The organism is Promicromonospora kroppenstedtii, from assembly GCF_044389675.1.
GTDB classification, from domain to species: Bacteria; Actinomycetota; Actinomycetes; order Actinomycetales; family Cellulomonadaceae; genus Promicromonospora; species Promicromonospora kroppenstedtii.
The window spans coordinates 52,409-78,481 of the sequence record NZ_JBIRYI010000014.1 but is presented as its reverse complement, the minus strand read 5'-3'; the positions used below and the strand labels follow the sequence as shown (position 1 = coordinate 78,481).

Sequence of the window (26,073 nt, the reverse complement as noted above, 5' to 3'; positions counted from 1 at the left end):
ACAATTCCGGCCGCGAATTCGACAAATGGCACCGTCCTGCCACCGTTTCGGGTGGCAGGACGGTGCCATTCATCCTCCGGCCCGGATCACATGTTCACCCGGATGCCGAAGTCACCTCCGTACACGTTCGTCACGTGCACACTGGTCGAGTTGCGCGGTGGCGCCGCCTCGACCATCTGGCCGTTTCCTAGATATATGGCCACGTGGTACGTGCTGGACCAGCCGCCCCACATGATCAGGTCACCGCGCTGCAGGTTGCTCATGGAGACCTTGGTGCCCTTGCTGAGGTGGGCGCCGGTGTAGGTGCCGATGTCGACGCCCGCGCCCTGCCAGAACGCGTACTGCGTCAGGCCGGAGCAGTCGAAGCCGAACCGGCTCCGGTCGTCGTAGCCGCCCGGGCTGCAGCAGATGCCGTAGGTCGGGCCGTACTTGTTGCCGCCGCCCCAGGAGTACGTGTAGCCCTGGCCGGTCTGCGCGAGCGCGGCCTGGATGACCCGCTCGACCTTCTGGTTGTAGTCTCCGCTGGTGTCGCCACCGGGGCTGCCCGGGTCGACGGGGCCCTCGGAGACCGGGCACGTGGTGCCCGTGATGAACTTGTGGGAGGCGTTGTTGTTGTAGAGCGTGCCGTTCAGCGCGCCCTTGAAACCCGCCGCCACGGCCTGCGAGGAACCGCCGTAGTAGCTGTTGAAGTAGACGCAGACCGTCTTGCTGGACCGGTTCCACACCGACGCGGCGTTGTTCTTGATGCACTCGCCCTGGCCGGCGCCCGCACCCTTGAAGTCGTAGCACGACGGCTGCGACGTGCCGTAGTCGCCCACCGAGTCGGTGAAGTCCGAGATGGACCCCGCGTTGCCGCTGTTGTAGTAGTAGCAGATCTCCCCGGACTCGCAGGTGCCGCTGCGCGAGCCGCTGCCGGAGGCGGGCGCGCCGACGAACTGGTGCGAGGCGTTGTTGTTGTAGAGCGAGCTGTTCAGCTGGCCCTTGAACCCGGGAGCGACGTCCTGGTAGGTGCCCGCGTAGTTGCTGTTGTAGTAGACGCGGACCGTCTTCGTGGACCGGTTCCACACCGACGCGGCGTTGTTCTTGATGCACTCGCCCTGGCCGGCGCCGGCGCCCTTGTAGTCGTAGCAGGTGGGCTGGGCGTCGCCGTAGCTGCCCGCGGACTCGGTGAAGTCCGAGATCGACCCCACGTTGCCGCTGTTGTAGTAGTAGCAGAACTCGCCGTCCTCACAGGTGCCGCTGCGCGCACCGGTGTCGGTGCCGGCGGTCCCCACGAGCTGGTGCGACGCGTTGTTGTTGTAGAGCTCCGCGCTGAGCTGGCCCTTGTAGCCCGAGCCGATGTTCTGGTACTCGCCGCCGTACCCGGTGTTGTAGTAGACCCGGACGGTCTCGCCGGTCCGGTTCCACACGGAGGCGGCATTGTTCTTGATGCACTCGCCCTGGCCGTTGCCCGAGCTCTTGAAGTCGTAGCACGAGGGCTGCACGGTGCCGTAGTCGCTGACGGAGCCCGTGAAGTCCGAGACGGAACCCGCGTTGTCGCTGTTGTAGTAGTAACAGAACTCGCCGCTGTCGCAGACCCCGTCACGTGCGGCGGCCGAAGCGGGCCCCGCCACGCCGACCACTGCCCCGAGGAGCGAGGCCACCAACGAGATCACCGCGAGAAGTGCAGACGCTCTTCTCATCACCATTCTCCTTCCAGCGGGCCAAGACCTGACCCGGTGATTTATCTGCCGGTCCGGGGTGCCGGATCGGATACGGAGATGTTTGCAATGCGGTAAATGAGCCGGGAAGTGGGAGAAAGGTGCCACGGGCATCCGTGTCACCAGTGGGCCACCAAAATGGTTGGCGGGCCGGCCGGGCCGAGAGGTTGGATCAGCCCATGACGATCATGAGGGGCGATCCCGGGGCCGACGACCTGGACCGGGCCACCACGGCGCTGCGGGAATGGCAGTCCGACGCCGCGCCCGTGCAGCTGCACCCCGGGGACATCGGCTGGTTCCGGCGCTTCGGCGCGCAGGCCGCGGCCGCCGCCGTCCGCACCTGGAGCCGGGACGGGCAGGTGCTCGCCGTGGGCCTGCTCGACGGGGCCCGGCTGCTGCGCCTGACGACCGCACCCGACGCACGCCAGGACGAGGAGCTGGCCCGCCGGCTGGTCGCCGACCTGACGGCACCCGACCAGGGCGTGCTGCCGGACGGCGCCGTGAGCGTCGAGGCGCCCGACGACGCCCTGGTGCAGGACCTGCTGGGCGAGGCGGGCTGGGGTCTCGACGACCCGTTCGCCCCGCTGGTGCGCGACCTGACCGACCCGGTCGGCCTCGCACCGGTCGAGGACTCCGGCGTGCGGGTCGAGGTGGTCGGCCCCGAGCAGGTGAGCGAGCGGACCGCGGTGCACCGGGCGGCCTTCGGCGGTCCGACGTTCGTCGACCAGCGCTGGCACGACATGGCGGCCGGGCCGCTGTACGCCGACGCGCGCTGCCTGCTGGCCCGGGATGCCGCGGGCACGCCCGTGGGCGCCACGACGGTGTGGTCCGCCGGCCCCGGGCGGCCGGGGCTGATCGAGCCCTTGGGCGTGCACCCGGACCAGCGCGGTCACGGCTACGGCCGGGCGATCACCGTCGCCGCGGCGGCCACGCTGCGGGAGCTCGGGTCGTCCAGCGCCGTGGTCATCACGGAGAGCTCGCGCACCCCGGCCGTCGCGACCTACCGGTCGGCGGGCTTCGAGCAGCTGCCGGACTGGTACGACCGCCGCCGCGCGGCGTAAGCCTGCCCCGCCGCCCGTGGGGGACAGCCGCCGTCGAACGTAGGTTTCGTCGGCGTGCAAGGGCTCGTGAGCCGACGAACCCTACGTTCGACTGCTGCCGAGCCGGGCCGGGCCGGCGCCGGCCTGCCTGACCCTGCCCGCGGGGCCGCCGCCGTCGAACGTACGGTTCGTCGGCGCATGGGCGCTCTTGCGCCGACGAACCCTACGTTCGGCTGCGGCCGGCCGCGGGCGGCCGCGGGCGGCCGCAGCGCCGGACCTGCTAGCGCGGCAGGAAGTCCGCCTTGCGGATCCGGGCGTGCACGCCCTTGACGACGTCCACGACCTGCGAGATGTCGAAGTCCGTCGCGGCGGACAGGTACGCGTAGGCGTGCGCGGGCGACATCCCGTACCGCACGCCCAGCAGCGCGACCGCCGCGCGCACGCAGTTCTGCACGGCGACGTCGAGATCGCGGTCGAGCCCGGTGGGCACCAGGAACTCGGCGGTCTCGGCGAGCGGTCCGGCCAGCTCCCCGAAGGCCGCCACGGCGTCCGACGCCGGGATCACGTCGAACCCGAGCCGCACCCGCAGCGAGGCCTCGAAGGCGGTGAGCGCCACCTCGCCGTCGCCCTGCGCGAAGTGCGGGTCACCCACGTAGGCCAGGGCGCCGTCCACCTGCACCGGCAGGTAGAGCGTGGAGCCGGCGCCCAGCAGGTTGATGTCGATGTTGCCGCCGAACGGCCCCGGCGGCACCGAGTGCGGCCGCTCGTCGCCGGCCGCGGCCACGCCCATGATGCCGAGGAACGGGTGCAGGTCGAAGCCGACCCGGGCGGCGGAGTCCTCCGCGAGCGGGATGGACCCGCGCCCGGCGCCGTCGGCCCAGGTGTCCACCTCCGCGAAGACGCTCACGATGCCGGCCCCGCCGGCCGGGAACTCGTCCGGCAGGGAGCCACGGCCGTGCCGGTTGGAGATGACGCCGTAGGGCACCCGCGGCTCGGTCGACAGCACGCGGACGGCGAGCAGGTCGCCGGCCCGCGCGCCGCGCACCTCGACCGGCCCGGTGACCACGTGGCCGCCGTGCGCGCCGGGGACGTCGGGCAGTCCCGGCGTCCGCGTGCCCAGGCGGGAGCGGCGTGCGGCGGCGAGCTCGACGGCGTCGGCCAGGACGGCGTGCTCGGCGACGCCGCGCTCCGCGAAGTACGCGAGCGGGTCCCCGCCCTGGTCCTCCAGGATGCCCTCGTGGGACAGGGTGTCGACCACGACCTCCTGCCCCGGGTCCACGCTCAGCACCGCGGTGTCCGCCGCGCAGGGCAGGCGGCCCCAGTACGCGGTCTCGGGCGAGGTGGGCAGGTAGGCGGCCCCGTCGACGACGTCGGCGGTGGGACCGGTGCCCGTGCCGGGCTGGAGGATGCTCTGCTGGCGCACGGGCCGAGGGTACACAGGCGCGCCGCGGCCGGTGCCGCGCCCGGCCCCGCCGCTCACTCCCGCAGCAGGGCCCGGGCCGCCGCCCGGGCGGTGCCGAACGCGTCCGGCTGCGCGCGCGTCGTGTGCGCGACCATCGCGCCCTCGTAGAGCAGATGGACCTGTTCGCCGAGCTGCTCCGCGTCCGGGTGCCCGGCGTCGCGCAGCAGTCCCTGGAAGGCGGCCAGCATGTACTGCTTGTCGGCCAGGATCACGGCGTTGCCCGGGTGGTCGGTGCCGCCGATCTCGCCGTGCGCGTTGACGAACGCGCACCCGCGCACGTTGTCGTCGGCCCACTCCTCGGCCACCTCGAGCGCCGCCAGCACCTGGTCTGTGCCCGTCGCGCCGCGTTCCGCGAGGTGCTCGCGGAACCATCGCGCCCAGCGCTCGTGCCGGCGCGTCAGGTAGGCGGCCACCAGCGCGTCCTTGGAGCCGAACCGGTCGTACAGCGTCTTCTTGGTGACGCCGGCGCGGTCGGCGATCAGGTCGACGCCGACGCCGCGGATGCCGCGCTCGTAGAACAGCGCGCTGGCCGTGACGAGGATCCGCTCGCCGGCCGGGGTGTCGGGGTTGGGACTGCGTCGTGGCACGGTTGCCTCCTGGTTCCGGGTCCACTGCGAGTATACCGACCTGTATGGTTACCTGTTGGCATGAGCTTTCTCCGGAACCTCGCCCCCGCCCTGCTCGTGGTGCTGTGGAGCTCCGGCTTCGTGGGTGCCACGTTCGCGGCCCCGGTCGCGCCCGCCACCACCACGCTCCTCTGGCGCTACGTCGCCGCCGCGCTGCTGATGGTCGTCGTGGTGCTCGCGCTCGGCCGCCGGTACGGTGCGCGCTATCTGCGGCGTGAGGCCGTGCTCGGCGCGCTCGGTCAGGCCGGCTACCTGTACGGCGTCTTCCGTGCGGTCGAGGAGGGCCTGCCGGCCGGGACCGCCGCCCTCCTCGCCTCGCTCCAGCCGGCCCTGGTCGCCGTCGTCCTGTCGGCCTCAGGGCGCGGGAGCGGCGGCGGACGGCGCCAGGCCGTCGGCCTGGCCATCGGGTTCGCGGGCGTCGCGCTCGCCGTCGGGCCGGACGTCGCCGCGGGGTCCGGCGCCGCGGGCGCGCTCTGGGCGGTGCTCGGCATGCTGTCGCTCTCGGCTGCCACCGTGCTGGGCGACGTGTGGCCCGCACCCGACGACGGCCGCGGGCACGATGTCCTGGACTCCCTGGCGGTGCAGGGCGTCGTCGCGCTCGGGGTCTTCGCGGTGCTCGCGCTGGCGAGCGGGCAGGCCACACCGCCCGCGGACCCGACGTTCTGGCTCGCGATCGCCTGGCTCGTCGGGCTGGCGTTCCTGGGCGGGTACGGCATGTACCTGTACGTGCAGCGCACGCGGGGCCCGGTCGCGGTGAGCACGTGGCTCTACCTCACCCCGGCGGTCTCGGCGGCGTGGGCCTGGGCGATGTTCGGCGAGGAGCTGCCGCTGCTGACGGTGGCGGGTTTCGTGGTGAGCCTGGCGGGCGTGCTGCTGACCCGACCGGGCCGGCGGTCCCGGCCCGCCCGGCGAGCGGCGGGTGAAGCCGCGCCGGCGCGGTCCGAGCGCTATGCCTCGCCCCAGCGCGCCAGGTGATGCCACACCTTCTTCAGGTCCTGCGGGTCGTGCTCCCCCGCCAGCACCGCCTCGCCGACCACGCGGGCGTCCAGGAACCCGTCCGTCGTGTATCCGGCGCCGACCTTCCGCGCCACGTCGACGATCGCCGGGCCGCGGAACTCCGGGCGGGCGGCCACCTCGTCCACGTGCAGCCGGAACCCGGGGTGCCACTCGACGGCGACGCCCAACCGCCCGGCGGCGTCGGCCACGGCCGTCTCCCGGTAGCAGGGGTCGAGCACCAGCGCCTCGACGTCGTCCGGCAGGGCGACGACGCCGTGCACCTGCGCCTCGACGTAGTCGTCGAGCAGGTCGTGGACGCCGGCCGCGGTGTCGGCGTCCGCCATCGCGACCAGCGCGCCCGGGTCGGCGGCGGCGAAGTGCTCGGGCTCCAGGAACGAGTCCGGGTAGCAGTAGGTGGTGCGCTCCAGCACGTGCGGGCGCAGCCGCAGGTGCGACGAACCGAAGCGGACGGCCCCGCCCGCCGCACGGCCCCGGTGGTTCAGCGCGCCGTAGCGCGGGCGCAGGTGCGGCTCGGCGGCGTCGTACCGGCCGTCGAACATGCGCTGCTCCCAGCGCCAGCGGTCCCCGCCCTCGTACGCGGTGAGGCCGCCGTTGCTGGTGCCGGTCTCGAACTGGGAGCGCCAGACGCGGTCATGGGCGAGGCGCTCGATCAGCGTCTCGCTGCCGTCGGCGACCAGTCGGTCGGGGTGGAAGTTGATGGTGACCGGCCAGTTCATGCGTGCATGATAGTTGGGGTCCCTCGCAGACTCGGCACTTGGCATCGAGATCGGCCCAGGCCTGAGCCGATCTCGATGCCAACTACCGAGTCTGCGGGGCAAACTGCCGCGTCAGCGCGTCAACGCGTCAGCATCCGGCGGCGCGCGCGCAGCATCGCGGCGCCCGCCGCCGTGAGGCCGAGCGCCACCGCCGCGGCCCCGGCCACCTGGAAGCCCGTCTGGGCCAGCGTGCCCGGAGCCTGCGCCTCGCCGATCGACTGGACGGGCAGGCCCGTGTCGACGCCGGTACCCGACCCCGGCAGGTTGGACACGGGGATCGTGCCCGAGCCGTCGCCCGAGCCCGGCCCATCACCAGGCCCACCAGGACCGCCAGGACCGCCGTCACCCGGGTCGCCGCCGCCGGGGCCGCCGTGCACGGGGCTCTCGAGCAGGTCGTCCACGACGCCGTCCTCGCCGGTCACGGCCCCGATCGTGCCGGGCACGTCGCCGCGGCCCAGGTTCTCGCCGACCGAGCCGATGTCGTCGATGATCTCGTTCGGCAGGTTGTCGGTCAGGCCGCGCTCGGGCTCGTCCGCGCCCAGCACGTCGTCCACGGCACCGTTCTCGCCGGCCACCGAGGTGACCACGCCGGACACGCCGCGCACGACGTCGTCCACAGGGCCGCCCTTCGCGGTCGGCGCCTTGGCCTCGCCGCCGGTCACGCCGCGCACCACGTCGTCGACGGCGCCGTCCTCGCCGGCCACCGCGTCGACGGCGTCCGTGACGCCCTTGACGGTGTCGTCGACGGCACCGTCCGTCTTCGTGACCTGCTCGACGGTGTCGGTCACCTGGCTCAGCGTGCTGTCCACGGCGCCGCCCTTGCCGACGACGGCGTCGACCGTGCCCGACAGCACGTCGCCCAGGCCGCCGGCCGGCTGTTCGACGCTCGACGGCGCGTCGTCGGCCGCGGTCGCGGACATGCCTCCCGTGACGAGCAGACCGCCCGCCACGAGCACTGACGGCAGCGCGCGGCTCACCAGCTTTCGCTTCATGGTTCTCCCCCTGCATCTGTATTTCGTTCGGGAACGCGAATCACCATGACCGAAATATCGGATGAATTCAAGGAAATCCGGTATGTTTCGCTCCATGATCGCGCCAGGCTCAGGGGCAGCCCCGCAGATCCAGCCGCTCGAGCCCGGCGACCCGCAGGAGCTGGGCGGTTACCAGCTTCTCGGCCGGATCGGGGCGGGCGGCATGGGAGCTGTCTATCTCGCGGAGACCCGCACCGGACGCAGGCTCGCCCTCAAGGCGATCCTGCGCGAACACGTCCAGGACCCGGAGTTCCGCACCCGGTTCCGCCGCGAGGCCGCGGCCGCGATGAAGGTGCGCGGCCGGTTCCTGGCCACCCTCATCGACGCCGACCCGGACGGCGAGCAGCCCTGGCTGGCCGTCGAGTACGTCGAGGGCCCGGCGCTGTCCGCCGTCGTCCGCACCCGGGGCCCGCTGCCCGAGGCCGACGTGCGCCGCCTGCTGGCCGGCGTGGCCGAGGCGCTGCGTGCCGTGCACCAGGCCGGCATCGTGCACCGCGACCTCAAACCGTCCAACGTCCTGCTCGGTGCGGACGGCCCGTTCGTCATCGACTTCGGCATCGCCCAGGGGTCGGACTCGACGTCCCTGACCCGCACCGGCCTCAAGGTCGGCACGCCCGCGTTCATGGCGCCGGAGCAGGTGCGCGGCAGCCTCGCGACGCCCGCCGCGGACGTCTGGGCGCTGGGCGCCGTCGCGCTGTACGCCGCGACCGGGCAGCGCGCCTTCGGCGAGGGCGACACCACCGTCGTCTACTACCGCGTGGTGCACGAGGAGCCCGACCTGACCGGGTGCCCCGAGTGGCTGCTGCCGCTGGTGCAGGCCTGCCTGTCCAAGGACCCCGAGGCCAGGCCGGACCTGGCGGAGGTGCTCGACTTCCTGAACGACGTCCCCGGCGACCGGCGGACGGGACCCGCGAAGATCCTCCCGGCCGTGGCGGGCGGCGCGGGCGCCCTCGACCCGGACGACGACGCGACGGCGCTGCGCGACGACGAGACCGTGGTCAAGGCCCTCCCGGCCGAGCCCGCCCCGGTGCCCGAGCCCCAGCCGGCAGCGCCCCGGCGCGGCCTGCTGACCAGGCCGATCACCTGGCTGGTCGCGGCCGCGGTCGTGGTCATCGTCGGCGGCGGCACCACGGCCGCCGTCCTGGGCCTGCGGTCCGGCGGGGCGGGGGCCCGCCCCACGCCGTCGGTCTCGGCCTCGGCACGCGCCTCGGGCGCGTCGTCCGCCTCGGCCTCCGCCCAGCCGCCGTCCGCCATCGACGAGTGCCTGGTGGGCCGTTGGGAGCAGACGGACCTGGCCACGGAGATCTCGGCCGAGGGCGAGACCTACCCGACCACGGGCTGGACCGGGCGCGTGGTCGAGTTCCGTCCCGACGGCACCCAGGTGGTCGAGTTCGACGACGCCGAGCCGCTGCGCGCCGACCTGCCCGCCGGGGAGTACGTCGAGACGTGGAGCGGCTCCGCCACGTACACGGTCTCGACCGAGGGCGGTCGGCTCACCTTCGAGACGGTCGACTTCGACGACGCCGAGGTGACGCGCGAGCTCGCCGGCAACGGCGACACGTACCAGCCCGAGGGCCTGTCCCAGCCGTTGAAGTACACGTGCGACGAGACCACGCAGACGCAGTGGACCACGGGCTTCGAGGCGACGTTCGAGCGCCTCGACTAGGTCGTCGAGTGCCGGGTGCCCGTCGGCAGACCGACGGGGGTACCCGGCACTCGACGTCCGCGTCAGACCGCCGCGCGCTCCGCGCGGTTGACCGCCGACACGATCGCCTTCAGCGACGACAGCGTGATCGAGGGGTCGATGCCGACGCCCCACAGGACGTCGTCGCCCACCGCGCACTCGACGTACGCCGCCGCGCTGGCGTCGCCGCCCTCGGACAGGGCGTGCTCGGTGTAGTCCAGCACGCGTACGTCCACGCCCACCTGCGCGATCGCGTTCACGAAGGCGTCGATCGGCCCGTTGCCGGTGCCGGTCAGGGTCAGCTCCTTGCCGCGGTCGGTGACGTCCACCTCGAGCGTGTCCTGCTCGCCCTCGGCGGAGACCGCCCGGGTGCCCCGCAGGGTCAGCCGGCCCCAGTGCTCCAGGCCGGACGGCGCGTTCTCCTCGACCGGCAGGTACTCGTCGGTGAAGATGCGCCAGATGTCCGCGCCGGTGACCTCGGTGCCCTGCTCGTCGGTCACCTTCTGCACGGCGTGCGAGAACTCGATCTGCAGCCGGCGCGGCAGGTCCAGGTTGTGCTCGCTCTTGAGCAGGTAGGACACGCCGCCCTTGCCGGACTGCGAGTTCACGCGGATCACGGCCTCGTAGGACCGCCCGACGTCGCGCGGGTCGATCGGCAGGTACGGCACGCCCCAGTCCAGGTCGTCGACGCCCACGCCGGCGGCCTCGGCGCGCCCGGCCATGTGCTCGAAGCCCTTCTTGATGGCGTCCTGGTGCGAGCCCGAGAACGCCGTGAACACCAGGTCGCCCACGTAGGGGTGCCGCTCGTGGACCGGCATCTGGTTGCAGTGCTCGACCGTGCGGCGGATGCCGTCGATGTCGGAGAAGTCGATCTGCGGGTCGATCCCCTGCGAGAACAGGTTCATGCCCAGCGTCACCAGGTCGACGTTGCCGGTGCGCTCACCGTTGCCGAACAGGCAGCCCTCGATGCGGTCGGCGCCGGCCAGGTAGCCCAGCTCGGCGGCGGCCACGGCCGTACCCCGGTCGTTGTGCGGGTGCAGCGACAGGATCACGTTCTCGCGGTGGTTGAGGTGCCGGCTCATCCACTCGATGGAGTCCGCGTACACGTTGGGCGTGGCCATCTCGACGGTCGCGGGCAGGTTGATGATGACCTTGCGCTCCGGCGTCGGCTCGAAGACCTCGATGACCTCGTTGCAGATGCGCGCGGCGAACTCCAGCTCGGTGCCGGTGTACGACTCCGGGGAGTACTCGTAGTAGATCCGCGTGCCGGGGACCGTCTCCTCCAGCTTGCGGCACAGCTTGGCGCCGTCGAGCGCGATGTCGACGATGCCGTCCTCGTCGGAGCGGAAGACGACCTCCCGCTGCAGCACGGACGTCGAGTTGTACAGGTGCACGATCGCCTGCTTGGCGCCCGTGATCGCCTCGTAGGTGCGCTCGATCAGGTGTGCGCGGGACTGCGTGAGGACCTGGATCACCACGTCGTCGGGGATGCGGTTCTCGTCGATCAGCTTGCGCACGAAGTCGTAGTCGGTCTGGCTGGCCGACGGGAACCCGACCTCGATCTCCTTGTAGCCCATCTGGACCAGCAGCTCGAACATGCGCAGCTTGCGCCCCGCGTCCATCGGCTCGATCAGGGCCTGGTTGCCGTCCCGCAGGTCCACCGCGCACCAGCGCGGGGCCTTCTCGATGCGCTTGGCGGGCCACGTACGGTCGGGCAGCTCGAGGTGGATCTGCTCGTGGAAGGGCCGGTACTTGCTTGTCGGCATGCCCGACGTCTGCTGCGGGTTGTCCTCGATGATCCCGCCTGCTGCGCCGTGCACGGCTGTCTCGTGAACTCCGCCGGGGGTGGTGGCGGTGATGCTGTTCTCCATCATGTGTCCTTCGCTCGGTGAGGTTGGCCGGCACACCAAGCCTCCGCGACGAGGGACCGGCCTGTCTAGGCCTCGTCGCGGCAGCGAAGGAGAAGGATCACCGTGAGACGCACGCCGTCACTGTACCCCTGGTCCGGACGGTGGGCGCCAACCACGCCCACGATCCGGACCTGACGCCGCTTCCAGGAGCGCCGCCCCGCGCGCACGTGTCGGACGGGCAGGTCACCGGAGCGACCTGCCCGTCCGACACGTCGTGGGTCAGCGGCGGCTGCGGAGCGCCGCGTCGACCTGGGGGTCGCCCAGGGCGCCGAGCCAGTCCAGCAGCGCCGGGTAGGTCGACGGGTTGGCCGCGACCTGAGGCCGCAGGTGCGGCGACTCCTGCACGATCTTGGCCAGGTCCGCGAGCGGCGTGGCCGGGTCGAGCGCCTGGGCGGCGCTCCACCGGCCGCCGGCCACCACGGGCGGCAGCACCGCGGTGTGCCCGGACTCGGCGTCACGACCGGCGGTCGCGGCGCCCTGGCCCTGCGGCTGGCCGCTCACCACCCGGCGGGTCGTGTGCTCCACGTCCTCGTCGAGCCCGCCCGCGACCTCCGACGGCGCCTGCCGGCCCACCGGGTGGATGCGCGCGGTGGCGTGCGACGTCGGGTGCGCCGGCTGCGCCGCCACTGGTGTGGCGCCCGAGCGCACCGGGGGCATGCTCGCGGTGGCGTCGACCGGGGCGGCCGCCGCCGGCATGTCCTCCACCGTACGCATCGCCCCGAGCGAGACCTCGCCCGACGTCGGGGTCTCGCCCGACGTCGGCTCCACGGCCCGGACCGGCACGACGCCGCGCTGGGCGGCGGTGGCGCCGGCAACCGTCCGCACGGCGCCCGTCGAGGTGACCCGGCGGGGCTCGGCGGGACGCCGCAGCTCGGGGGCGCTCCGCACGGGCTCCTCGGGCAGCGTGGCCGGCGGGGCCTTGTCGCCCTTGGGCCGCGCCGGGGCCCACACGTAGGCCTGGGTGCGGTCGGCCTCGACCTCGCCGCCGATGCCGGCGGTCTGGAAGTGCTCGCGCACCGCCTTGGGCACCATCAGCGCGCTCGCCGCGACGATGGGCAGCGCGAGCGCCATGAGCAGGTCGCCGAGGTTCACGCCCAGGCTGGCGCCCGATGTCGCGATGACCACGACGAGGCCCAGCACGCCCGCGATGCAGGCGGCGCCGACGGCGGGCACGTGGCCCGTGTTGGGGTCGCGCTTCAGGGAGCGCCGCGCGAACCAGGCGATACCGGCGACGACGGCGCCGAGCACGAGCCGCAGCACCAGCGTGACGCCGGCGCCCGAGCCGACGAAGCCGGGGTCGATGAGCTGCACGAGCGCGGCCAGCGCGCTGCACACGGCAAGCAGCACGATGACGTCGAACGCGCGGACGGCCACGCGGACCCACACGCCGGCGGCGTACTCGGTGCTCTCCTCGGCGTCGGCCGCCGCAGGGTCGCGACGGACCGCGGGCGAGCCGGCCACGGCCGCGGCGAGCGGGAGCAGCACGAGGCCGAACCGGCTCGGGTCGGTGACGCCGGGCTGCATGGACTCCATGCCGGTCAGCGCGCCGCCGGAGGTGAAGACGAACAGGAGCGCCAGCACGATGCCGACGGCGACGAGCACGAGGCGGGAGGGCCGGTCGTGCCGCACGGTGCCGCCCACGAGGAGCCACACGAGGCCGAGCGAGAGTGCGAGCCACACGGGCGCGAGCAGCCGGTCGCCCAGCGTGGCGCCGTCGGCGAACTCGGCCAGCAGTGTCGAGACCACGGCGCCCAGGGCGATGAGCGCCCCGACGCCGGCGAGGCCGAACCGCCACGCCCGCACCACGGCGCCGTCCTGGTCCACGGGGCCGAGCTCGCTGTCGCGCGGGGTCGCCGCGAGCGCCGCGCCGGCGAGCGCGAGGCCCAGGCCGGTGCCGACGCCCGCGCCGCTGCGCAGGTCGAGCACGAGGTGGACCAGGCCGATCACGGCGAGCGGGAGACCGGCGACCAGCCGGGCGCGGCGCGTGGTGTGCACGGTCCACGTGACGGGCAGCACGCCGAAGCGCGCGAGGTAGGGCAGGGTCAGCGACGCGAGCGACAGCGCGACGGCCAGCACGACCTCGACCCGGTCCGCCGAGCGGTCCAGCAGGTTCCACGGCAGTGCGAGCGACACGAGGAGGGCGAGCGCGGCGATGGCGTCGCGCACGTAGTCGGCGGCCGCGATGTTCGCGAAGGGCCGGAGGTCCCCGGCGCCGTTGGCGGCGGTACCGGGTGTGGCACCGGTCTCGGGGGCGAGCGTGGCGACGTGCTCGTGGCCGAGGTTCTCCGTCGGTGCGCCGTTCGCGTCCTCCGCGACGTCGCCCGAAGTTCTCTCGTCACGCTCCGAAGCGTGCTGGTCCATCATCCGTTCACTCCTCGATAACGCCACTGGTCGAGACTGGGGAAGTGGGGCTGGCGGCGCTGGGGTCCACCCCGTTTCTACCCGCTGCGAACCGACTCTGTCCGGCTGTGCCACGGCGAGTCCGGTCACACCTGCATTTCTGCGCACGTCCATCACATCTGGGATGCGTGGAACTTCCGCCCCCGGCGACAGCCGCGGGCACATCGAGGTCTCAGGAGAACGCAGTGGACTCAGCTGCCGCACCAGCACCCCGCACCTGCGACGTCTGGCTCGTGCCGGTCAGACGCCGAGAAGCCTGGACGCGCCTGCTGACCGTACCGGATCGGGAGCATCTCGTGGGCCTGGACGCTCTGGCGGCGGACGTCCACCTGACCTCGCGCGCGGCGCAGCGCCTGATCCTCTCGCGTTACCTGGGCCTCGCGCCGGAGGACGTCGTGGTGGAGCGCACATGTGATCGCTGCGGGGACCCGCAGCACGGCCGCCCGCACGTCAAGGGCGCCGGGCTGGACTACTCGGTGTCGCACACGCGGGCGTGGGTGCTGGTCGCCGTCGTCGGCGAGGGCCGGGTGGGTGCGAACCTGGACGCCCGGCCGGCGGACGGCGACGTGGACGACCTCGCGGCGGCCGCGCTCACGCGCGCCGAGCACCACGCGTGGCGCCGGCTGCCCGCGCGGGACCGCGCCGACTCCCTCCTCGCGTCCTGGACGCGCAAGGAGGCGACGACCAAGCTCGCGGGGCACGGTCTGGCGATCCCGCTGCGGGACCTCGACGTGACGGGGCCGCGGCCGAGCCTGGTGACGGCCGACCCGTCGGTGCGGCTCCCCCACCCCCGCCCGTACCTCACGCACGTGCCGGCGCCGGCGGGGCACAGCGCGGCGCTGGCGTCCACCACGCACGTGGACCAGGTGCGGCACCTGCGCCTGCCGGACGTGCTCCCGGACGTGGTGGCACCCCGCCCGCTGGCGGGGGCGGCGGCTCAGATGCCCAGCTGGTAGGCGCCCCAGTAGGCCAGCGTCACCAGCAGGGCCGCCGAGCCCAGGACGATCGCCCAGAACCCCGTCGAGACGACGGCGACGGCGGCGCGGCGGGGCTCGGGGCCCTCGGTGTCGACCAGCGACATCCGCCGGTCGCGGAGCCGGCCCACCAGCAGCGCCGCCGCGACGACGGCGACGATGCCCAGCAGCCGCACCGCGATCCAGCCGCCCTGCACCACCCACGCGTTCTTCTCGTAGTCCAGGGCCAGCCGGGCGACCGCCCCAAGATAGGCGCCGAGCCCGAGCAGAGTCGCCACGGACCCGGCACCCAGCCACGTCAGCGGCCCGCGCAGCCCCCGGCCGAGGCGCACGCCCGGGCGACCGGAGCGGCGTCCGGCAAGGCGGCCGGTCAGCACCGCGCCGCCCACGAGCAGCGGGCCCACGACCAGCAGCCCGGAAGCCGTGACGACCACCCCGACCAGCCAGTCGCCGTCGCCGTACCAGTGCGGCTGCGGCACGGGGGCGGCGAGGTAGAGCTGCTCCGGCTGCGCGCCGGCCACCTGCGGCGGGGCCGACGCCGTCGCCGGCAGCCCCAGCACCCAGTCGGCGACGTCGCGCGCGAAGTCGGGGTGCAACACCAGGCCGGCGGGCGTCTCGACGTTGATGCCGTGGTTGGCGCGCTCGTAGAAGCGCACGGTCACGTCGTCGGCATCCTCCAGGAGCTCGCGCGTGCCCTGCTCCAGCGGCATCGAGGCGTCGTTCGTGCCGAACACGGCGAGGATCGGGTCCTGCTGCTCGCGCAGCCACGGCCGGACGTCGAAGTCGGCGTACTCGAACCCGCCGCCCGGCACCTTCATGCCGACCGCGCGCGGGATGGCGCGGAACACCCCGGCCGGCACGTCGGTGTTGCGCAGGTAGTTGTCGACGGCGTACGCGGCCTGCTGGCGCGGCGGCACCACCGGGGCCGACACCAGGATCTGGAACGCGAGCCGCGGGTCGTCCACCATCATCACCGGCGACACCCACGCGCCCTCCGACTCGGCGTACAGACCGACGGAGTCCGGGTCGACGCCGGGCACGTCCCGCAGGAACCGCACCGACCAGGCGTAGTCGCGCGCCATCGCCTCGTAGTCCCGGTGCCGGGTGGAGTAGTTGTCGAGGCGCTTGTCGGGCACCAGCGTGGTGATCCCCGCGCTCGCGAGCGCCGTCGCGGCCAGCGTGAACGCGTCGGCGGCCTTGCCGGTGCCCGCGCCGTGCACGAACACGATGCCGGGGCGGCCCGGGCCGTCGTCGGCGTCCTGCCCGGTCAGGACCGGCTCGCGGAGCAGGCCGCCCACCTCCAGGCCGTCAGCCAGCGGGATGGTCACGGGGGTCTCGCGGACCTCGTGGTCGCCGGGCTGCCCGGCGTCGGGCGAGGCACCCCCGATCGCCGTCGAGGTGGTGCTCAGGTCGAGGTGGTTCGTGACCGGTTCCGGCTCCCAGGCCGGTCCCGCGACGGCGCCCGTGACGGCCAGGGCGACCAGGATCGCGGCGGAGGTGGCGACGGTCCTGAAGAACACCTTCGGATGCTACTCCCGGCACCTTGGCTTCACTCGGGCGGACGCGCGGCGAGCATCTCCTGCGTGTCCCACGTCAGGGCGCCCGACGCCAGGTCGGCGACGACGCCGCGCACCCACTCCAGCTCGGCGCGCGTCGCGACGAGCAGGTGCTCGTGCTCCAGCAGGAGCACGCGTGGCAGTCCCCACTCCTCGGCGTCGGCGGCCTCCCGCTCGGCGTCGGCCAGCGTGGCCTCGAGCGCGGTGGCGCGCTCGGCGAGACGGTCGCGAACCAGATCGGGCCCGGTGATGGCGAGCACGGCCAGCACCGCCCGGAACTCGGGGAACTCGCGCGCGGGGGTCGCCAGCGCGGCGTCCATCCAGCGGCGCAGGGCGGCGGAGCCGTCGTCGGTCAGGGCGTACACGATCCGGGCCGGGCCGGCGTCGGCCACCTGCTTCTCGTGCACCTCGATGAGGCCGTCGCGCAGCAGGCGCTCGATCGCCTGGTAGACGCTGTTGGAGCGTGCCACGTTGACGACGTCGTCCTTGCGCCGGGTCTTGATCAGCCGCTGCATGCGGTAGGCGTGCATCGGCTCCTCGGCGAGCAGCGCGAGCAGCACCATGGCGAGCGGCGAGCGCGGCCGGGAGTCCTGGGTCACGGCGCCCAGCCTAGGCGGCGGTACGGGATCGGCTGCTCGACGGGGCATCTTGCCATCTTATGGTTAACCATTTTATGGTGATGACATGAGAGCGATCATCATCGGAGCGGGCATCACCGGACCCGTGACCGCCATGGCCCTGCAGAAGGCGGGCATCGACGCCGTGGTCCACGAGGCCTACGACCGCACCGCGGACGGCGTCGGCGCCTACCTCAACCTCGCCCCGAACGGGCTCGCCGCCCTGCGCGTGCTGGACATCGACCCGCACGACCTCGGTGGTTTCGACACCCCGGCGCTGGAGCTGCGCGGCTCGGGCGGCCGGCTCCTGGCCCACCTCGCGATGGGTCGGGACGACGGCCCGGGCACGGTCAGCCAGACCGTCCGGCGCTCGGACCTCTACACGCGGCTGCGCGACGAGGCCGCCCGGCGCGGCATCTCCGTCGAGTACGGCAAGCGCCTGGTGGACGCCACGGCGGTGCCCGGTGGCGGCGTCGTCGCCTCCTTCGCGGACGGGAGCACCGCCGAGGGCGACCTGCTGATCGGCGCCGACGGGCTGCACTCCCGCACCCGCGCGATCCTCGACCCGGGGTGCCCGCCGCCGCGCTGGACCGGGCTGCTGAACACCGGTGGCTACGCGTCGGGCGTCTCCGTCGACGCACGTGAGGGCGTGTTCACGATGATCTTCGGCCGGCGCGCCTTCTTCGCCTACGTCCAGCGCGCCCCCGGCGACGTCTGGTGGTTCGCGAACGTGCCGCGCGCCCGCGCGGCGTCCGACGACGAGCTCGCCGCCTGGGCCCCGGACCGCTGGCGGGCCGAGCTGGAGCGCCTGTTCGCCGACGACGCCGGCCCCGCGCTGGAGCTCATCGCCGCTACGCCGCAGGTCATCAGCCCGTGGAACACGCTAGACCTGCCCAAGGTGCCCGTCTGGCACCGGGGACCCATCGGGCTGGTCGGCGACGCCGCGCACGGCATCTCGCCGACGTCGGGCCAGGGTGCCTCGCTCTCGATCGAGGACGGCGTGCTGCTCGCCCGCCTGCTGCGGGACCACGGCGACCCCACCGCCGCGTTCGGGGCGTTCGAGGCGCTGCGCCGGAGGCGGGTCGAGAAGCTGATCGCGCAGGCCAAGCGCACCTCGAACCAGAAGATCCCGAACCCGCTGACCCGGGTGCTGCGGGACCGCGTGATCCTGCCGCTGGTGAGCCGGGCCGCGGCCCGCAGCACCAAGGACTGGGTGACGGACTACCGCATCGACTGGGACGCCCCGGCAGATCGGCTCCGGGCCTGACCCGGCCTGACCGGGCCGTGAGCCAATCCTCGCCGGCAGATCCCCTTCGAGACCTAAGTTTCTTCGCTCTCGACCTCCGCAAAGACAAGAAACTTAGGCCTCGAAGGGAGCGGGCCCGGCCGGGCGGGACAGGTCCGGCCCACGTGGGTCAGGCCGGAGCGCCGTGACGGCCCGAGCCCGCCGCGAAGGCGGCTGCGCCCGCATAGGCGTCCGCCGACAGGGAACGCTCGCCGTGCCTCCACTCCTGGGCCAGGGCGTCCACCTCGGGAAGGCCCCACTGGTCCAGCACCGAAGCCCGGTCCTCGCGCAGGCAGACCTGCGGGAACGCCGCGAGCGACGCAGCCAGTGCCACCGCCGCCGGCACCGCCTGCCCCGCGGGCACCACACGGTTGGCCAGCCCGATGCGCAGCGCCTCGTCGGCCTCGACGGACCGCCCGGTCAGGATCATGTCCATCGCGTGCGACTGCCCGATCAGCCGCGGCAGCCGCACCGTGCCGCCGTCGATCAGGGGCACGCCCCAGCGGCGGCAGTAGACGCCGAACACCGCGGTCTCGTCGGCGACCCGCAGGTCGGCCCACGCGGCGAGCTCCAGCCCACCCGCCACGGCGTGCCCGGAGACGGCGGCGACCACCGGCTTGGTGAGCCGCAGCCGGGTCGGCCCCATGGGCCCGTCGCCGTCGGCCGCTGCGCGGTTGCCGTCCGGCGTGCCGAGCGCCTTGAGGTCGGCGCCGGAGCAGAACGTGCCGCCCGTGCCGTACAGCACGGCCGCCGTGGCGGCGTCGTCGGCGTCGAAGGCCCGGAACGCGTCGGCGAGCGCCGCGGCCGTGGGGCCGTCGACGGCGTTGCGCCGCTCGGGACGGTCGATGCCGATCAGGGTGACGCTGCCCTCGCGGGTGACCAGGACGCTCACCGGCGGCCCTCCCACAGGGGCTCGCGCAGGGCGCGGCGCAGCACCTTGCCCACCGGCGAGAGCGGCACGGAGTCGACGGCGCGCACGGCCTTGGGCACCTTGTACCCCGCGAGCCGGTCGCGGACCGCGGCCTGCAGCGCCGCCTCGTCGACGACGGCGCCGGGCGCGGGCACGACGAACGCGGTGACGGCCTCGACCCAGGTGTCGTCGGGCGCGCCGACGACGACGGCCTGCGCCACTCCCGGCTGGGCGAGCAGCACGTCCTCGACCTCACGTGGGTAGACGTTGTAGCCGCCGGTGATGATCATGTCGCTGCGCCGGTCCACGAGGTAGAGGTAGCCGCGCTCGTCGGTGCGGGCCATGTCGCGGGTACGCAGCCAGCCGTCACCGGCGAACATCTCGGCGTTCAGCTCGGGGGCGGCGTGGTAGCCGGCCATGGTGAAGGGCGCGCGCACGCGGATCTCACCGATCTCGCCGGGCGCGACCGGCACGCCGTCGTCGTCGGTCACGACGATCTGGGCGTCGAGGGCGGGCTGGCCGCACGAGCCGAGCAGGGCGGCGTCGAGGTGGTCCTCGGCGTCGAGCACGGTCATGCACAGGGGCGCCTCGGTCTGGCCGTAGTACTGCGCGAACCTGGGACCCCACACGTCCATGGCCTGCTCGATCACGGGGCGCGGCATGGGGCTGGCCCCGTAGATCGCGGTGCGCAGGGAGGCGACGTCGGCCTTCTGGGCGACGCCCGACGAGAGCAGCATGCCGATCATGGTCGGCACCAGGTTGATCTCGGTGGCGTGGTACCGGGCGATCGCGTCCACGTAGCCCTGCGGCTCGAACCCGGACAGCACCACGGACTCGCCGCCACGCAGCCAGTACGGCAGCACGAACGTGCCGCTGGCGTGGATCAGGCTGGCGGCGTGCAGCATCACCGAGTCACGCGCGGGGCCGACCAGGTTGGTGAGGATGTTCGTGACGATCGCGGCGTAGCTGGCCTGGGTGTGCTCGACCGCCTTGAGCGTGCCCGTGGTGCCCGACGTGTACAGCAGCAGGATCGGGTCCTGCGGGTTCGCGGGCAGGTTCGGGTCCGTGGCCGGGACGTCCTCCATGGCGACCAGCAGGTCCGGGCCGCCCGCGGCGCCGGGCGCCCCGAGGCCCAGCGTGGTGACACCGTGCGCGGCGGCGAGCTCGCCCGCCCGCTCGGCCAGGGCGGCGTCGTGCACCAGCAGGCGCACGTCCGTCTCGTCGAGCATGCGGCCCTGCTCGACGGCGGACAGCCGCGCGTTCAGCGGCACCCGGGTGACCCCCGCCTTGAGGCAGGCGAAGTCCATGGCGATGGACCACAGGCCGTTGCCCATCAGCAGCGCCACCCGCGAGCCCGGCTCCGCGCCGTGGGCGTGCAGCACCCGCGCCATGGCGTTCGCTGCTGCGTCCACCTGCGCGTACGTCAGCGACTCGTCGCCGAACCGGACTGCGGTGCGCGGCCCGAACCGGGCGGCCCCGCGGCGGACCAGGTCAACGGTGAGCATGCTCTCCTCCACGAAAGGTGTCCGGTAAATACCTTTCGTGACGGTACTACCGGGTCAGCTCCACGCGGAAGTGCGCCCCGACCACGTCACGCTCAGCGCACCTCGTAGATCTCCGTGCCCGACGAGCGCGCCCGCCGGTAACGGACCGGCAGCGCCTGCGGGTGCCGCACCCACGGCGAGGGCACCCATGCCAGGTCGTGGTCCTCGACCGCCAGCTCCAGGTCGAGCTCGGTCAGCAGGCGGTTGATCGCCACGCGCGCGATGATCCGCGCCTGCCGCGACGCCGGGCAGCGGTGCGGGCCCACGCCCCAGGCCAGGTGCGCCCGGTTGCCGACCTCGTCCCACATGTTGCCGGTGTGCACCAGCGGGTCCTGGTTGGCCGCGGCCACGGCCATGACCAGGGCGTCGCCCTTGCGGATGAGCTTGCCGTCGATCTCCAGGTCGTTCATCGCGTACCGGGGCAGCGGTGGGTTCGCGGCGGGAGCCTCCCGCCACAGCACCTCGTCCAGCACCTCGTCCAGGGCGATCCGGCCGCCGGTCCAGCGCGCCGCGAACCGCTGGTCGGTGAGCAGCAGCCGCAGGGTCAGGGCGATCCACGCGGTGAGGAACTCGCTGGCGGCGATCAGCGGCACGGACATCGAGTCGGCGACCTCGCGGTCGTCGTGGAAGCTCGGGTGCCGCACGAACGACGACGTCAGGTCCGTGCCCGCCACCTCCTTGCTGGCCTGGACGTGCGCCATGAGGTTGCGGCCCATCCGGTCGCGCGCCTCCGCGGCCTCGCCGGTGTGGTCCATGATGTGCGCCGAGTCGACCATCATCTGGTCGGCGGTCGCGGGGTCGAACCCGAACAGGGACGTCACCGCGAGGAAGCCGACCTTCTTGGCCCAGTCCGCCACGAGGTCGGCCTCACCGCCCTCGCCGAGGCCCTCGATCAGCCGGTTGCAGACCTCCTCGACCTGGGCCACGACCAGCTTCTCCGGCAGCGCCTCCAGCCCGTCGTCCAGGGGCTGGCGCAGCCGACGACGCCGCTCGCCGTCATGGTGGTAGGAGGAGTTGCGCGGCTCGCGCGGCGAGATGCCGAGCAGGGCCGAGCGCTCCGACAGCAGGCCGTCGTAGTGCCAGCGCCAGTTACGCGGGTCCCGGGAGAACTGCGACTCGTTCCGCGTGATCTCGCAGATCTCCGCGTGCCCCATCACCAGCCAGGCCGGCACGCCCGGCTCCATGTCGACCGGCGCCACCACGCCCCATCTGCTGCGCAGGACGTCATAGATCTCCTGCGAGTCCATGCCGCCCGTGGTTGCCGACAGGGGGGTGAGCCCGCTCAGGCTCGTGAGCTCGACGGGGGACGTCCGAGCGACCACTCTCTCCATGCGGCAATCACAGCACAGTGTCCGTAATGCCCGTAATCCTGGCTGCGATATTCGGGCCGGTCAGAGCTCGTCGGGGCCCAGGCCGACCCCGGTCGGCGGCTCGAAGGCCGCGGCGCGGGATGCGTGGGCTGAGGCACGTGGCGCGAGACCTGTGGCGGGCGGCGCGTGAGCAAGTCCGGATCGGCACTTTTCTGAGTGCTCGGCACTTGGCATCGAGATCGGTCCAGGCCTGAGCCGATCTCGATGCCAACTGCCGAGTCTGCGGTGCAAACTGCCGAGTTCGTGGGGGACGCCGTCAGAAGCCCAGCCGCCGCAGCTGCTTCGGGTCGCGCTGCCAGTCCTTGGCGACCTTGACGTGCAGGTCCAGGTACACGCGCTGGCCCAGGAGCTTCTCGATGCCGCGGCGCGCCTCGGTGCCGACGGTGCGCAGCCGGGACCCGCCGCGGCCGATGACGATCGCCTTCTGGGAGTCGCGCTCCACGAACAGGTTCACGCGCACGTCGAGGAGCGCGGGCCGGCCCTTCTCCGGGTCGCCCGAGCCCTCGCGCTCCACGATCTCCTCGACGACCACCGCGAGTGAGTGCGGCAGCTCGTCGCGCACGCCCTCCAGCGCGGCCTCGCGGACCAGCTCGGCCACCATGACGGCCTCGGGCTCGTCGGTCAGCTCGCCGTCCGGGTACAGCTCGGGACCCTCGGGCAGGTGCGAGACGAGCACGGACTCCAGGGTGTCGACCTGGTAGCCGTCCTTCGCGGAGACGGGCACGATGTCGGCCCACTCGCGGTCCACCGACTTGGCGAGCTGCTCGACGGCGATGAGGTGCTCCATCAGGTCGTTACGGGGCACCAGGTCGGCCTTGGTCACCACGGCGACGACGGGCACGGCGCGGCGCCCGGTCATCAGCTCGGCGAGCTGCGCCGCGATGTACCGGTCGCCGGGGCCCACCTTCTGGTCCGCGGGCAGGCAGAACGCGATGACGTCCACCTCCGAGAGCGTGTCCCGCACCAGGTCGTTGAGCCGCTCGCCCAGCAGGGTGCGCGGGCGGTGCAGGCCGGGCGTGTCGACCAGCACGAGCTGGGCGTCCTCGCGGTGCACGATGCCGCGGATGGTGTGCCGCGTGGTCTGCGGCCGTGCCGACATGATCGCGACCTTCTGCCCCACCAGCGCGTTCGTCAGGGTCGACTTGCCCGCGTTGGGGCGGCCCACCAGACAGGCGAACCCGCTCCGGTGTGCGACGGTCTGTTGTCCTGTGGGCTGATCGCTCATGAGGTCACTTCCTTCTGGTCACGCTTCTGATCACGGTGGTCGTGCTGGTCGAGACCACCGTTGCTGTCCTCCGGCTCGCCTGCCGGTTCCGTGCGGTGCACGAGGATCGTGGAGAGCTGCTTGCGCCGCCCCTCGATCCGTTCCGCCTCCAGGTGCACGCCGCCGACCTCGACGGACGCCCCCGCGAGCGGCACCTTGCCCAGCGCCTTGGCGAGCAGGCCGCCGGCGGTGTCCACGTCGTCGTCGTCCAGGCGCAGGTCGAACAGGTCGCCGAGCTCGTCGACCGGGAGGCGGGCCGGCACGCGGAACGTCCCGCCGCCGAGCTCCTCGACCTCCTGGACGGGCACCGTGTCGTGCTCGTCGGTGAGCTCTCCGACGACCTCTTCCAGGAGGTCCTCGATGGTCACCAGGCCGGCCACGCCGCCGTACTCGTCGACGACGAGCGCGATGTGGCTGGCCGAGGCCTGCATCTCGCGCAGCAGGTCGTCGATCGGCTTGGACTCGGGCACGAAGACGGCGTCGCGCGCGACGTCGGAGGCCGGGCGCCGGGAGGGTTCCCGGCCGCCCCTGCCGCCGTCGTCGACGGGCCAGTGCACCGCGGCCACGACGTCCTTGAGGTAGGCGACGCCGACGACGTCGTCCACCGACTCGCCGACCACGGGTACCCGCGAGAACCCGGAGCGCAGGAACAGCCGCAGCACCTTGTCGAGCGACGTGTCGGCCGTGACGGTGACCATGTCGGTACGGGGCACCATGACCTCGCGCGTGATGGTGCCGCCGAGCTCGATGACCGACCGGAGCAGCTCGCGGTCGGACTCCTCGAAGGCGCTGGACTCCCCCACCCGGTCCGCGATGTCGCGCAGCTCGGCCTCCGTCGGCGGCGACGGGTCGTGCCGCGGCACCGACAGACGCGTGAGCCATGCGACCGCACGCGAGACGGCGGTCAGCGGCCCCACCAGGGCGATCAGCACCCCGACGGGACGGCGGAAGCCGAGCGCACGCGGCGAGACCCGGACGAAGACGACGCCGACCACGACGCCCACGACCAGCGCGATGAGCATGACCGGCAGCTCGTTGGGCACGCCCTCGCCCGGGATGGCCTGCTGCACCAGCAGGGTCCCGGCCGCGATCGCGACGACCTCGGCCATGACGCGCACCAGCGCGAAGGACGCGACGATCGCCGTCGGGTCCACGACGAGCGCCTGGGCCCGCCGGATCCGCACGGCGCGCTCCGGGTCGGGCGACTGCCCCAGCTCGGCCTCCGCGAGCGCCTCCGTGAGGGAGGCGCGCGTGACGCGCAGGAGCGCGGCCTCGCCGGCCGAGAGCATGCCCGCCAGCGAGAGACCGACCAGCACGACCAGGGTCAGGAGCAGGACGATCACGCCGGTCACCGGGTCGCGAGGAAGGTCAGGAGGAGCTTGCGCTGCAGCGCGAACATCTCCTTCTCCTCCTCGGGCTCCGCGTGGTCGTAGCCGAGCAGGTGCAGGATGCCGTGCGTCGTCAGGAGCAGCAGCTCCTCGGTGGTGGAGTGGCCGGCGGCCTTGGCCTGGGTGACCGCGACCTCCGGGCACAGCACGATGTCGCCGAGGGTGCCGGCGGGCGTGACGTCGCCGTCGCGCCCGGGGCGCAGCTCGTCCATGGGGAACGAGAGGACGTCGGTGGGTCCGGGCTCGTCCATCCACTGCACGTGCAGGTCCGTCATGACGGTGGTGTCGACGAAGATGATCGACAGCTCCGACTGGGGGTGCACCCGCATGGCGTCGATGACGAAGCGGCCGAGCGCGGCGAACTCCGCCTCGTCGACCTCGAACCCGGACTCGTTGTTGACCTCGATGCTCACCGGCGCTGCCTCTTGTTGCTTCCCGAACGGTGGTCCTGCGGCTGACGGCCGGGGCGCTGACCGCCCGCGACGACGTCCCACCGCGCGTACGCGTCGATGATGTCGCTGACCAGGCGGTGCCGCACGACGTCGGACGACGTCAGGCGGCAGAACTCGACGTCGTCGACGCCCAGCAGGATGTCCTCCACGACGCGCAGCCCGGAGGTGGTGCCGCCCGGCAGGTCGACCTGCGTGGCGTCGCCGGTGATCACCATCTTGGAGCCGAAGCCCAGGCGGGTCAGGAACATCTTCATCTGCTCGGTCGAGGTGTTCTGCGCCTCGTCGAGCACGATGAACGAGTCGTTGAGCGACCGGCCGCGCATGTAGGCCAGTGGCGCCACCTCGATGGTGCCCGCCTCGATGAGCTTGGGCACCTGCTCGGGGTCGACCATGTCGTGCAGCGCGTCGTACAGCGGGCGCAGGTACGGGTCGATCTTCTCGGACAGAGTGCCCGGGAGGAACCCGAGGCGCTCGCCCGCCTCGACGGCAGGGCGGGTCAGGATGATCCGGTTGACCTGCTTGGCCTGGAGCGCCTGGACGGCCTTGGCCATGGCGAGGTAGGTCTTGCCGGTACCGGCCGGCCCGATGCCGAACGTGATGGTGTTGGTGTCGATGGCGTCCACGTACGCCTTCTGCCCCACCGTCTTGGGCCGGATGGTGCGCCCCCGGTTGGACAGGATGTTGAACGTGAGCACCTCGGCGGGGCGGGAGGCCGAGGCGTCGCTCAGCATCGCCACCGACCGCTTGACGACCTCAGGGGTGAGCTGGGTGCCCGCCTCGACGACCTCGATCAGCTCGTCGAGCAGCTGGGTGACCAGGGCGACGTCGCCCGCCGGTCCGCTCACCGCGATCTCGTTGCCACGGGCAAGGACGTCGACTCCGGGGAAGCCCTCCTCGACGGCCCGCAGCACCGAGTCCCGGCTCCCGAGGAGCGCGACCGTCGGGATGTGGGCCGGTACGACGATCTTGTGCTCGATCCGGGTCTGTGACTGTGTGCTGGACGAAGTTGTCATGAGCCGGCCCGTCGGGCCGATCCGCTCCTTCACGCGGTAGGGATGACGACATGGTCATCCTATCGACCTGCCAGG

General features: G+C 73.0%; 21 protein-coding genes. 5 read left to right on the top strand and 16 right to left on the bottom strand.

Translation table 11 applies throughout. The annotated features are described in order from the left end of the window. Positions 1-86 precede the first annotated feature (86 nt). Entirely contained in the window at positions 87-1,682 is a 1,596-nt protein-coding gene (locus ACH47X_RS20940) for a peptidase inhibitor family I36 protein (protein WP_397406599.1), read from the bottom strand. Positions 1,683-1,879: 197 nt separating this feature from the next. On the opposite strand from ACH47X_RS20940, the gene ACH47X_RS20935 reads away from it, so the two are divergent. Beyond that, positions 1,880-2,761 (top strand): GNAT family N-acetyltransferase, encoded by an 882-nt coding sequence (locus ACH47X_RS20935; RefSeq protein ID WP_397406597.1) that lies wholly within the window; start codon positions 1,880-1,882, stop codon positions 2,759-2,761. A 259-nt stretch (positions 2,762-3,020) separates the two neighbouring features. Here ACH47X_RS20935 and ACH47X_RS20930 read toward each other — a convergent pair whose 3' ends face one another. Both ACH47X_RS20930 and ACH47X_RS20925 read right to left on the bottom strand, forming a co-directional pair. Beyond that, the gene (locus ACH47X_RS20930) at positions 3,021-4,163 is read right to left on the bottom strand and encodes an acetamidase/formamidase family protein (protein WP_397406595.1); all 1,143 of its coding nucleotides are present in this window, start codon (positions 4,161-4,163) and stop codon (positions 3,021-3,023) included. 53 nt (positions 4,164-4,216) lie between these two features. Next, on the bottom strand, positions 4,217-4,789 hold the full coding sequence (locus tag ACH47X_RS20925) for a TetR/AcrR family transcriptional regulator (RefSeq protein WP_397406592.1): 573 nt from the start codon (positions 4,787-4,789) through the stop codon (positions 4,217-4,219). A gap of 60 nt (positions 4,790-4,849) precedes the next feature. On the opposite strand from ACH47X_RS20925, the gene ACH47X_RS20920 reads away from it, so the two are divergent. Next, a complete protein-coding gene (locus ACH47X_RS20920; protein ID WP_397406589.1) occupies positions 4,850-5,803 on the top strand; it encodes a DMT family transporter in 954 nt (317 codons plus the stop codon). Here the strand turns inward: ACH47X_RS20920 and ACH47X_RS20915 are convergent. After that, positions 5,776-6,561 (bottom strand): DUF3626 domain-containing protein, encoded by a 786-nt coding sequence (locus tag ACH47X_RS20915; protein WP_397406587.1) that lies wholly within the window; start codon positions 6,559-6,561, stop codon positions 5,776-5,778. The two genes, ACH47X_RS20920 and ACH47X_RS20915, sit on opposite strands and share 28 nt — an antisense overlap. Before the next feature lie 119 nt (positions 6,562-6,680). After that, complete coding sequence (locus ACH47X_RS20910; protein ID WP_397406584.1) at positions 6,681-7,592, bottom strand: hypothetical protein; 912 nt, start codon at positions 7,590-7,592, stop codon at positions 6,681-6,683. Between the two features lie 94 nt (positions 7,593-7,686). Here ACH47X_RS20910 and ACH47X_RS20905 point away from each other — a divergent pair, with 94 nt between their 5' ends. Further along, complete coding sequence (locus ACH47X_RS20905; RefSeq protein ID WP_397406582.1) at positions 7,687-9,297, top strand: serine/threonine-protein kinase; 1,611 nt, start codon at positions 7,687-7,689, stop codon at positions 9,295-9,297. A 62-nt stretch (positions 9,298-9,359) separates the two neighbouring features. Here ACH47X_RS20905 and leuA read toward each other — a convergent pair whose 3' ends face one another. Continuing rightward, a complete protein-coding gene (leuA, locus tag ACH47X_RS20900) occupies positions 9,360-11,189 on the bottom strand; it encodes a 2-isopropylmalate synthase (protein ID WP_397406580.1) in 1,830 nt (609 codons plus the stop codon). Between the two features lie 255 nt (positions 11,190-11,444). Continuing rightward, entirely contained in the window at positions 11,445-13,586 is a 2,142-nt protein-coding gene (locus ACH47X_RS20895) for a DUF7937 domain-containing protein (protein WP_397406578.1), read from the bottom strand. A 224-nt stretch (positions 13,587-13,810) separates the two neighbouring features. Between ACH47X_RS20895 and ACH47X_RS20890 the strand changes: the two genes are divergently transcribed. Further along, positions 13,811-14,581 (top strand): 4'-phosphopantetheinyl transferase family protein, encoded by a 771-nt coding sequence (locus ACH47X_RS20890; protein ID WP_397406576.1) that lies wholly within the window; start codon positions 13,811-13,813, stop codon positions 14,579-14,581. On the opposite strand, the gene ACH47X_RS20885 is transcribed toward ACH47X_RS20890, so the two are convergent. Both ACH47X_RS20885 and ACH47X_RS20880 read right to left on the bottom strand, forming a co-directional pair. Further along, positions 14,563-16,119, bottom strand: a complete 1,557-nt coding sequence (locus tag ACH47X_RS20885; RefSeq protein ID WP_397406574.1) for an alpha/beta hydrolase family protein — start codon at positions 16,117-16,119, stop codon at positions 14,563-14,565. The genes ACH47X_RS20890 and ACH47X_RS20885 overlap by 19 nt on opposite strands. Before the next feature lie 29 nt (positions 16,120-16,148). After that, positions 16,149-16,754 (bottom strand): PadR family transcriptional regulator, encoded by a 606-nt coding sequence (locus ACH47X_RS20880; protein ID WP_397406572.1) that lies wholly within the window; start codon positions 16,752-16,754, stop codon positions 16,149-16,151. An 85-nt stretch (positions 16,755-16,839) separates the two neighbouring features. On the opposite strand from ACH47X_RS20880, the gene ACH47X_RS20875 reads away from it, so the two are divergent. Further along, positions 16,840-18,039: an FAD-dependent oxidoreductase gene (locus ACH47X_RS20875; RefSeq protein ID WP_397406570.1), complete on the top strand. Its 1,200-nt coding sequence runs from the start codon at positions 16,840-16,842 to the stop codon at positions 18,037-18,039. A 148-nt stretch (positions 18,040-18,187) separates the two neighbouring features. Here ACH47X_RS20875 and ACH47X_RS20870 read toward each other — a convergent pair whose 3' ends face one another. The 7 genes from ACH47X_RS20870 to ACH47X_RS20840 all read right to left on the bottom strand — a co-directional run bounded on the left by ACH47X_RS20870 (position 18,188) and on the right by ACH47X_RS20840 (position 25,998). Continuing rightward, on the bottom strand, positions 18,188-18,949 hold the full coding sequence (locus ACH47X_RS20870) for a crotonase/enoyl-CoA hydratase family protein (protein WP_397406569.1): 762 nt from the start codon (positions 18,947-18,949) through the stop codon (positions 18,188-18,190). Next, positions 18,946-20,472 carry a class I adenylate-forming enzyme family protein gene (locus tag ACH47X_RS20865; RefSeq protein ID WP_397406567.1) on the bottom strand — a complete coding sequence of 509 codons (1,527 nt, stop codon included), beginning with the start codon at positions 20,470-20,472 and terminating at the stop codon, positions 18,946-18,948. The genes ACH47X_RS20870 and ACH47X_RS20865 overlap by 4 nt, the downstream gene beginning before the upstream one ends. A 92-nt stretch (positions 20,473-20,564) precedes the next feature. Further along, positions 20,565-21,842, bottom strand: coding sequence for a cytochrome P450 (locus ACH47X_RS20860; protein ID WP_397406565.1), 1,278 nt, complete (start codon positions 21,840-21,842; stop codon positions 20,565-20,567). Between the two features lie 295 nt (positions 21,843-22,137). Beyond that, the gene (gene era, locus ACH47X_RS20855; protein ID WP_397406563.1) at positions 22,138-23,106 is read right to left on the bottom strand and encodes a GTPase Era; all 969 of its coding nucleotides are present in this window, start codon (positions 23,104-23,106) and stop codon (positions 22,138-22,140) included. Next, positions 23,103-24,497, bottom strand: coding sequence for a hemolysin family protein (locus ACH47X_RS20850; RefSeq protein ID WP_397406561.1), 1,395 nt, complete (start codon positions 24,495-24,497; stop codon positions 23,103-23,105). Before ACH47X_RS20850 ends, era begins: the two co-directional genes overlap by 4 nt. Then, entirely contained in the window at positions 24,494-24,946 is a 453-nt protein-coding gene (gene ybeY / locus ACH47X_RS20845) for an rRNA maturation RNase YbeY (protein ID WP_036968347.1), read from the bottom strand. The genes ACH47X_RS20850 and ybeY overlap by 4 nt, the downstream gene beginning before the upstream one ends. Further along, positions 24,943-25,998, bottom strand: a complete 1,056-nt coding sequence (locus tag ACH47X_RS20840) for a PhoH family protein (protein WP_033326134.1) — start codon at positions 25,996-25,998, stop codon at positions 24,943-24,945. The genes ybeY and ACH47X_RS20840 overlap by 4 nt, the downstream gene beginning before the upstream one ends. Positions 25,999-26,073: the final 75 nt, after the last annotated feature.

What these genes read in the sequence shown, in the direction of transcription:
- ACH47X_RS20940 (WP_397406599.1), bottom strand. Translation starts at nt 1,682, where the DNA reads ATGAGAAGAGCGTCTGCACTTCTCGCGGTGATCTCGTTGGTGGCCTCG.
- ACH47X_RS20935 (WP_397406597.1), top strand. Translation starts at nt 1,880, where the DNA reads ATGACGATCATGAGGGGCGATCCCGGGGCCGACGACCTGGACCGGGCC.
- ACH47X_RS20920 (WP_397406589.1), top strand. Translation starts at nt 4,850, where the DNA reads ATGAGCTTTCTCCGGAACCTCGCCCCCGCCCTGCTCGTGGTGCTGTGG.
- ACH47X_RS20915 (WP_397406587.1), bottom strand. Translation starts at nt 6,561, where the DNA reads ATGAACTGGCCGGTCACCATCAACTTCCACCCCGACCGACTGGTCGCC.
- ACH47X_RS20910 (WP_397406584.1), bottom strand. Translation starts at nt 7,592, where the DNA reads ATGAAGCGAAAGCTGGTGAGCCGCGCGCTGCCGTCAGTGCTCGTGGCG.
- ACH47X_RS20905 (WP_397406582.1), top strand. Translation starts at nt 7,687, where the DNA reads ATGATCGCGCCAGGCTCAGGGGCAGCCCCGCAGATCCAGCCGCTCGAG.
- leuA (WP_397406580.1), bottom strand. Translation starts at nt 11,189, where the DNA reads ATGATGGAGAACAGCATCACCGCCACCACCCCCGGCGGAGTTCACGAG.
- ACH47X_RS20895 (WP_397406578.1), bottom strand. Translation starts at nt 13,586, where the DNA reads ATGGACCAGCACGCTTCGGAGCGTGACGAGAGAACTTCGGGCGACGTC.
- ACH47X_RS20875 (WP_397406570.1), top strand. Translation starts at nt 16,840, where the DNA reads ATGAGAGCGATCATCATCGGAGCGGGCATCACCGGACCCGTGACCGCC.
- ACH47X_RS20865 (WP_397406567.1), bottom strand. Translation starts at nt 20,472, where the DNA reads ATGCTCACCGTTGACCTGGTCCGCCGCGGGGCCGCCCGGTTCGGGCCG.
- ACH47X_RS20860 (WP_397406565.1), bottom strand. Translation starts at nt 21,842, where the DNA reads ATGGAGAGAGTGGTCGCTCGGACGTCCCCCGTCGAGCTCACGAGCCTG.
- era (WP_397406563.1), bottom strand. Translation starts at nt 23,106, where the DNA reads ATGAGCGATCAGCCCACAGGACAACAGACCGTCGCACACCGGAGCGGG.
- ACH47X_RS20840 (WP_033326134.1), bottom strand. Translation starts at nt 25,998, where the DNA reads ATGACAACTTCGTCCAGCACACAGTCACAGACCCGGATCGAGCACAAG.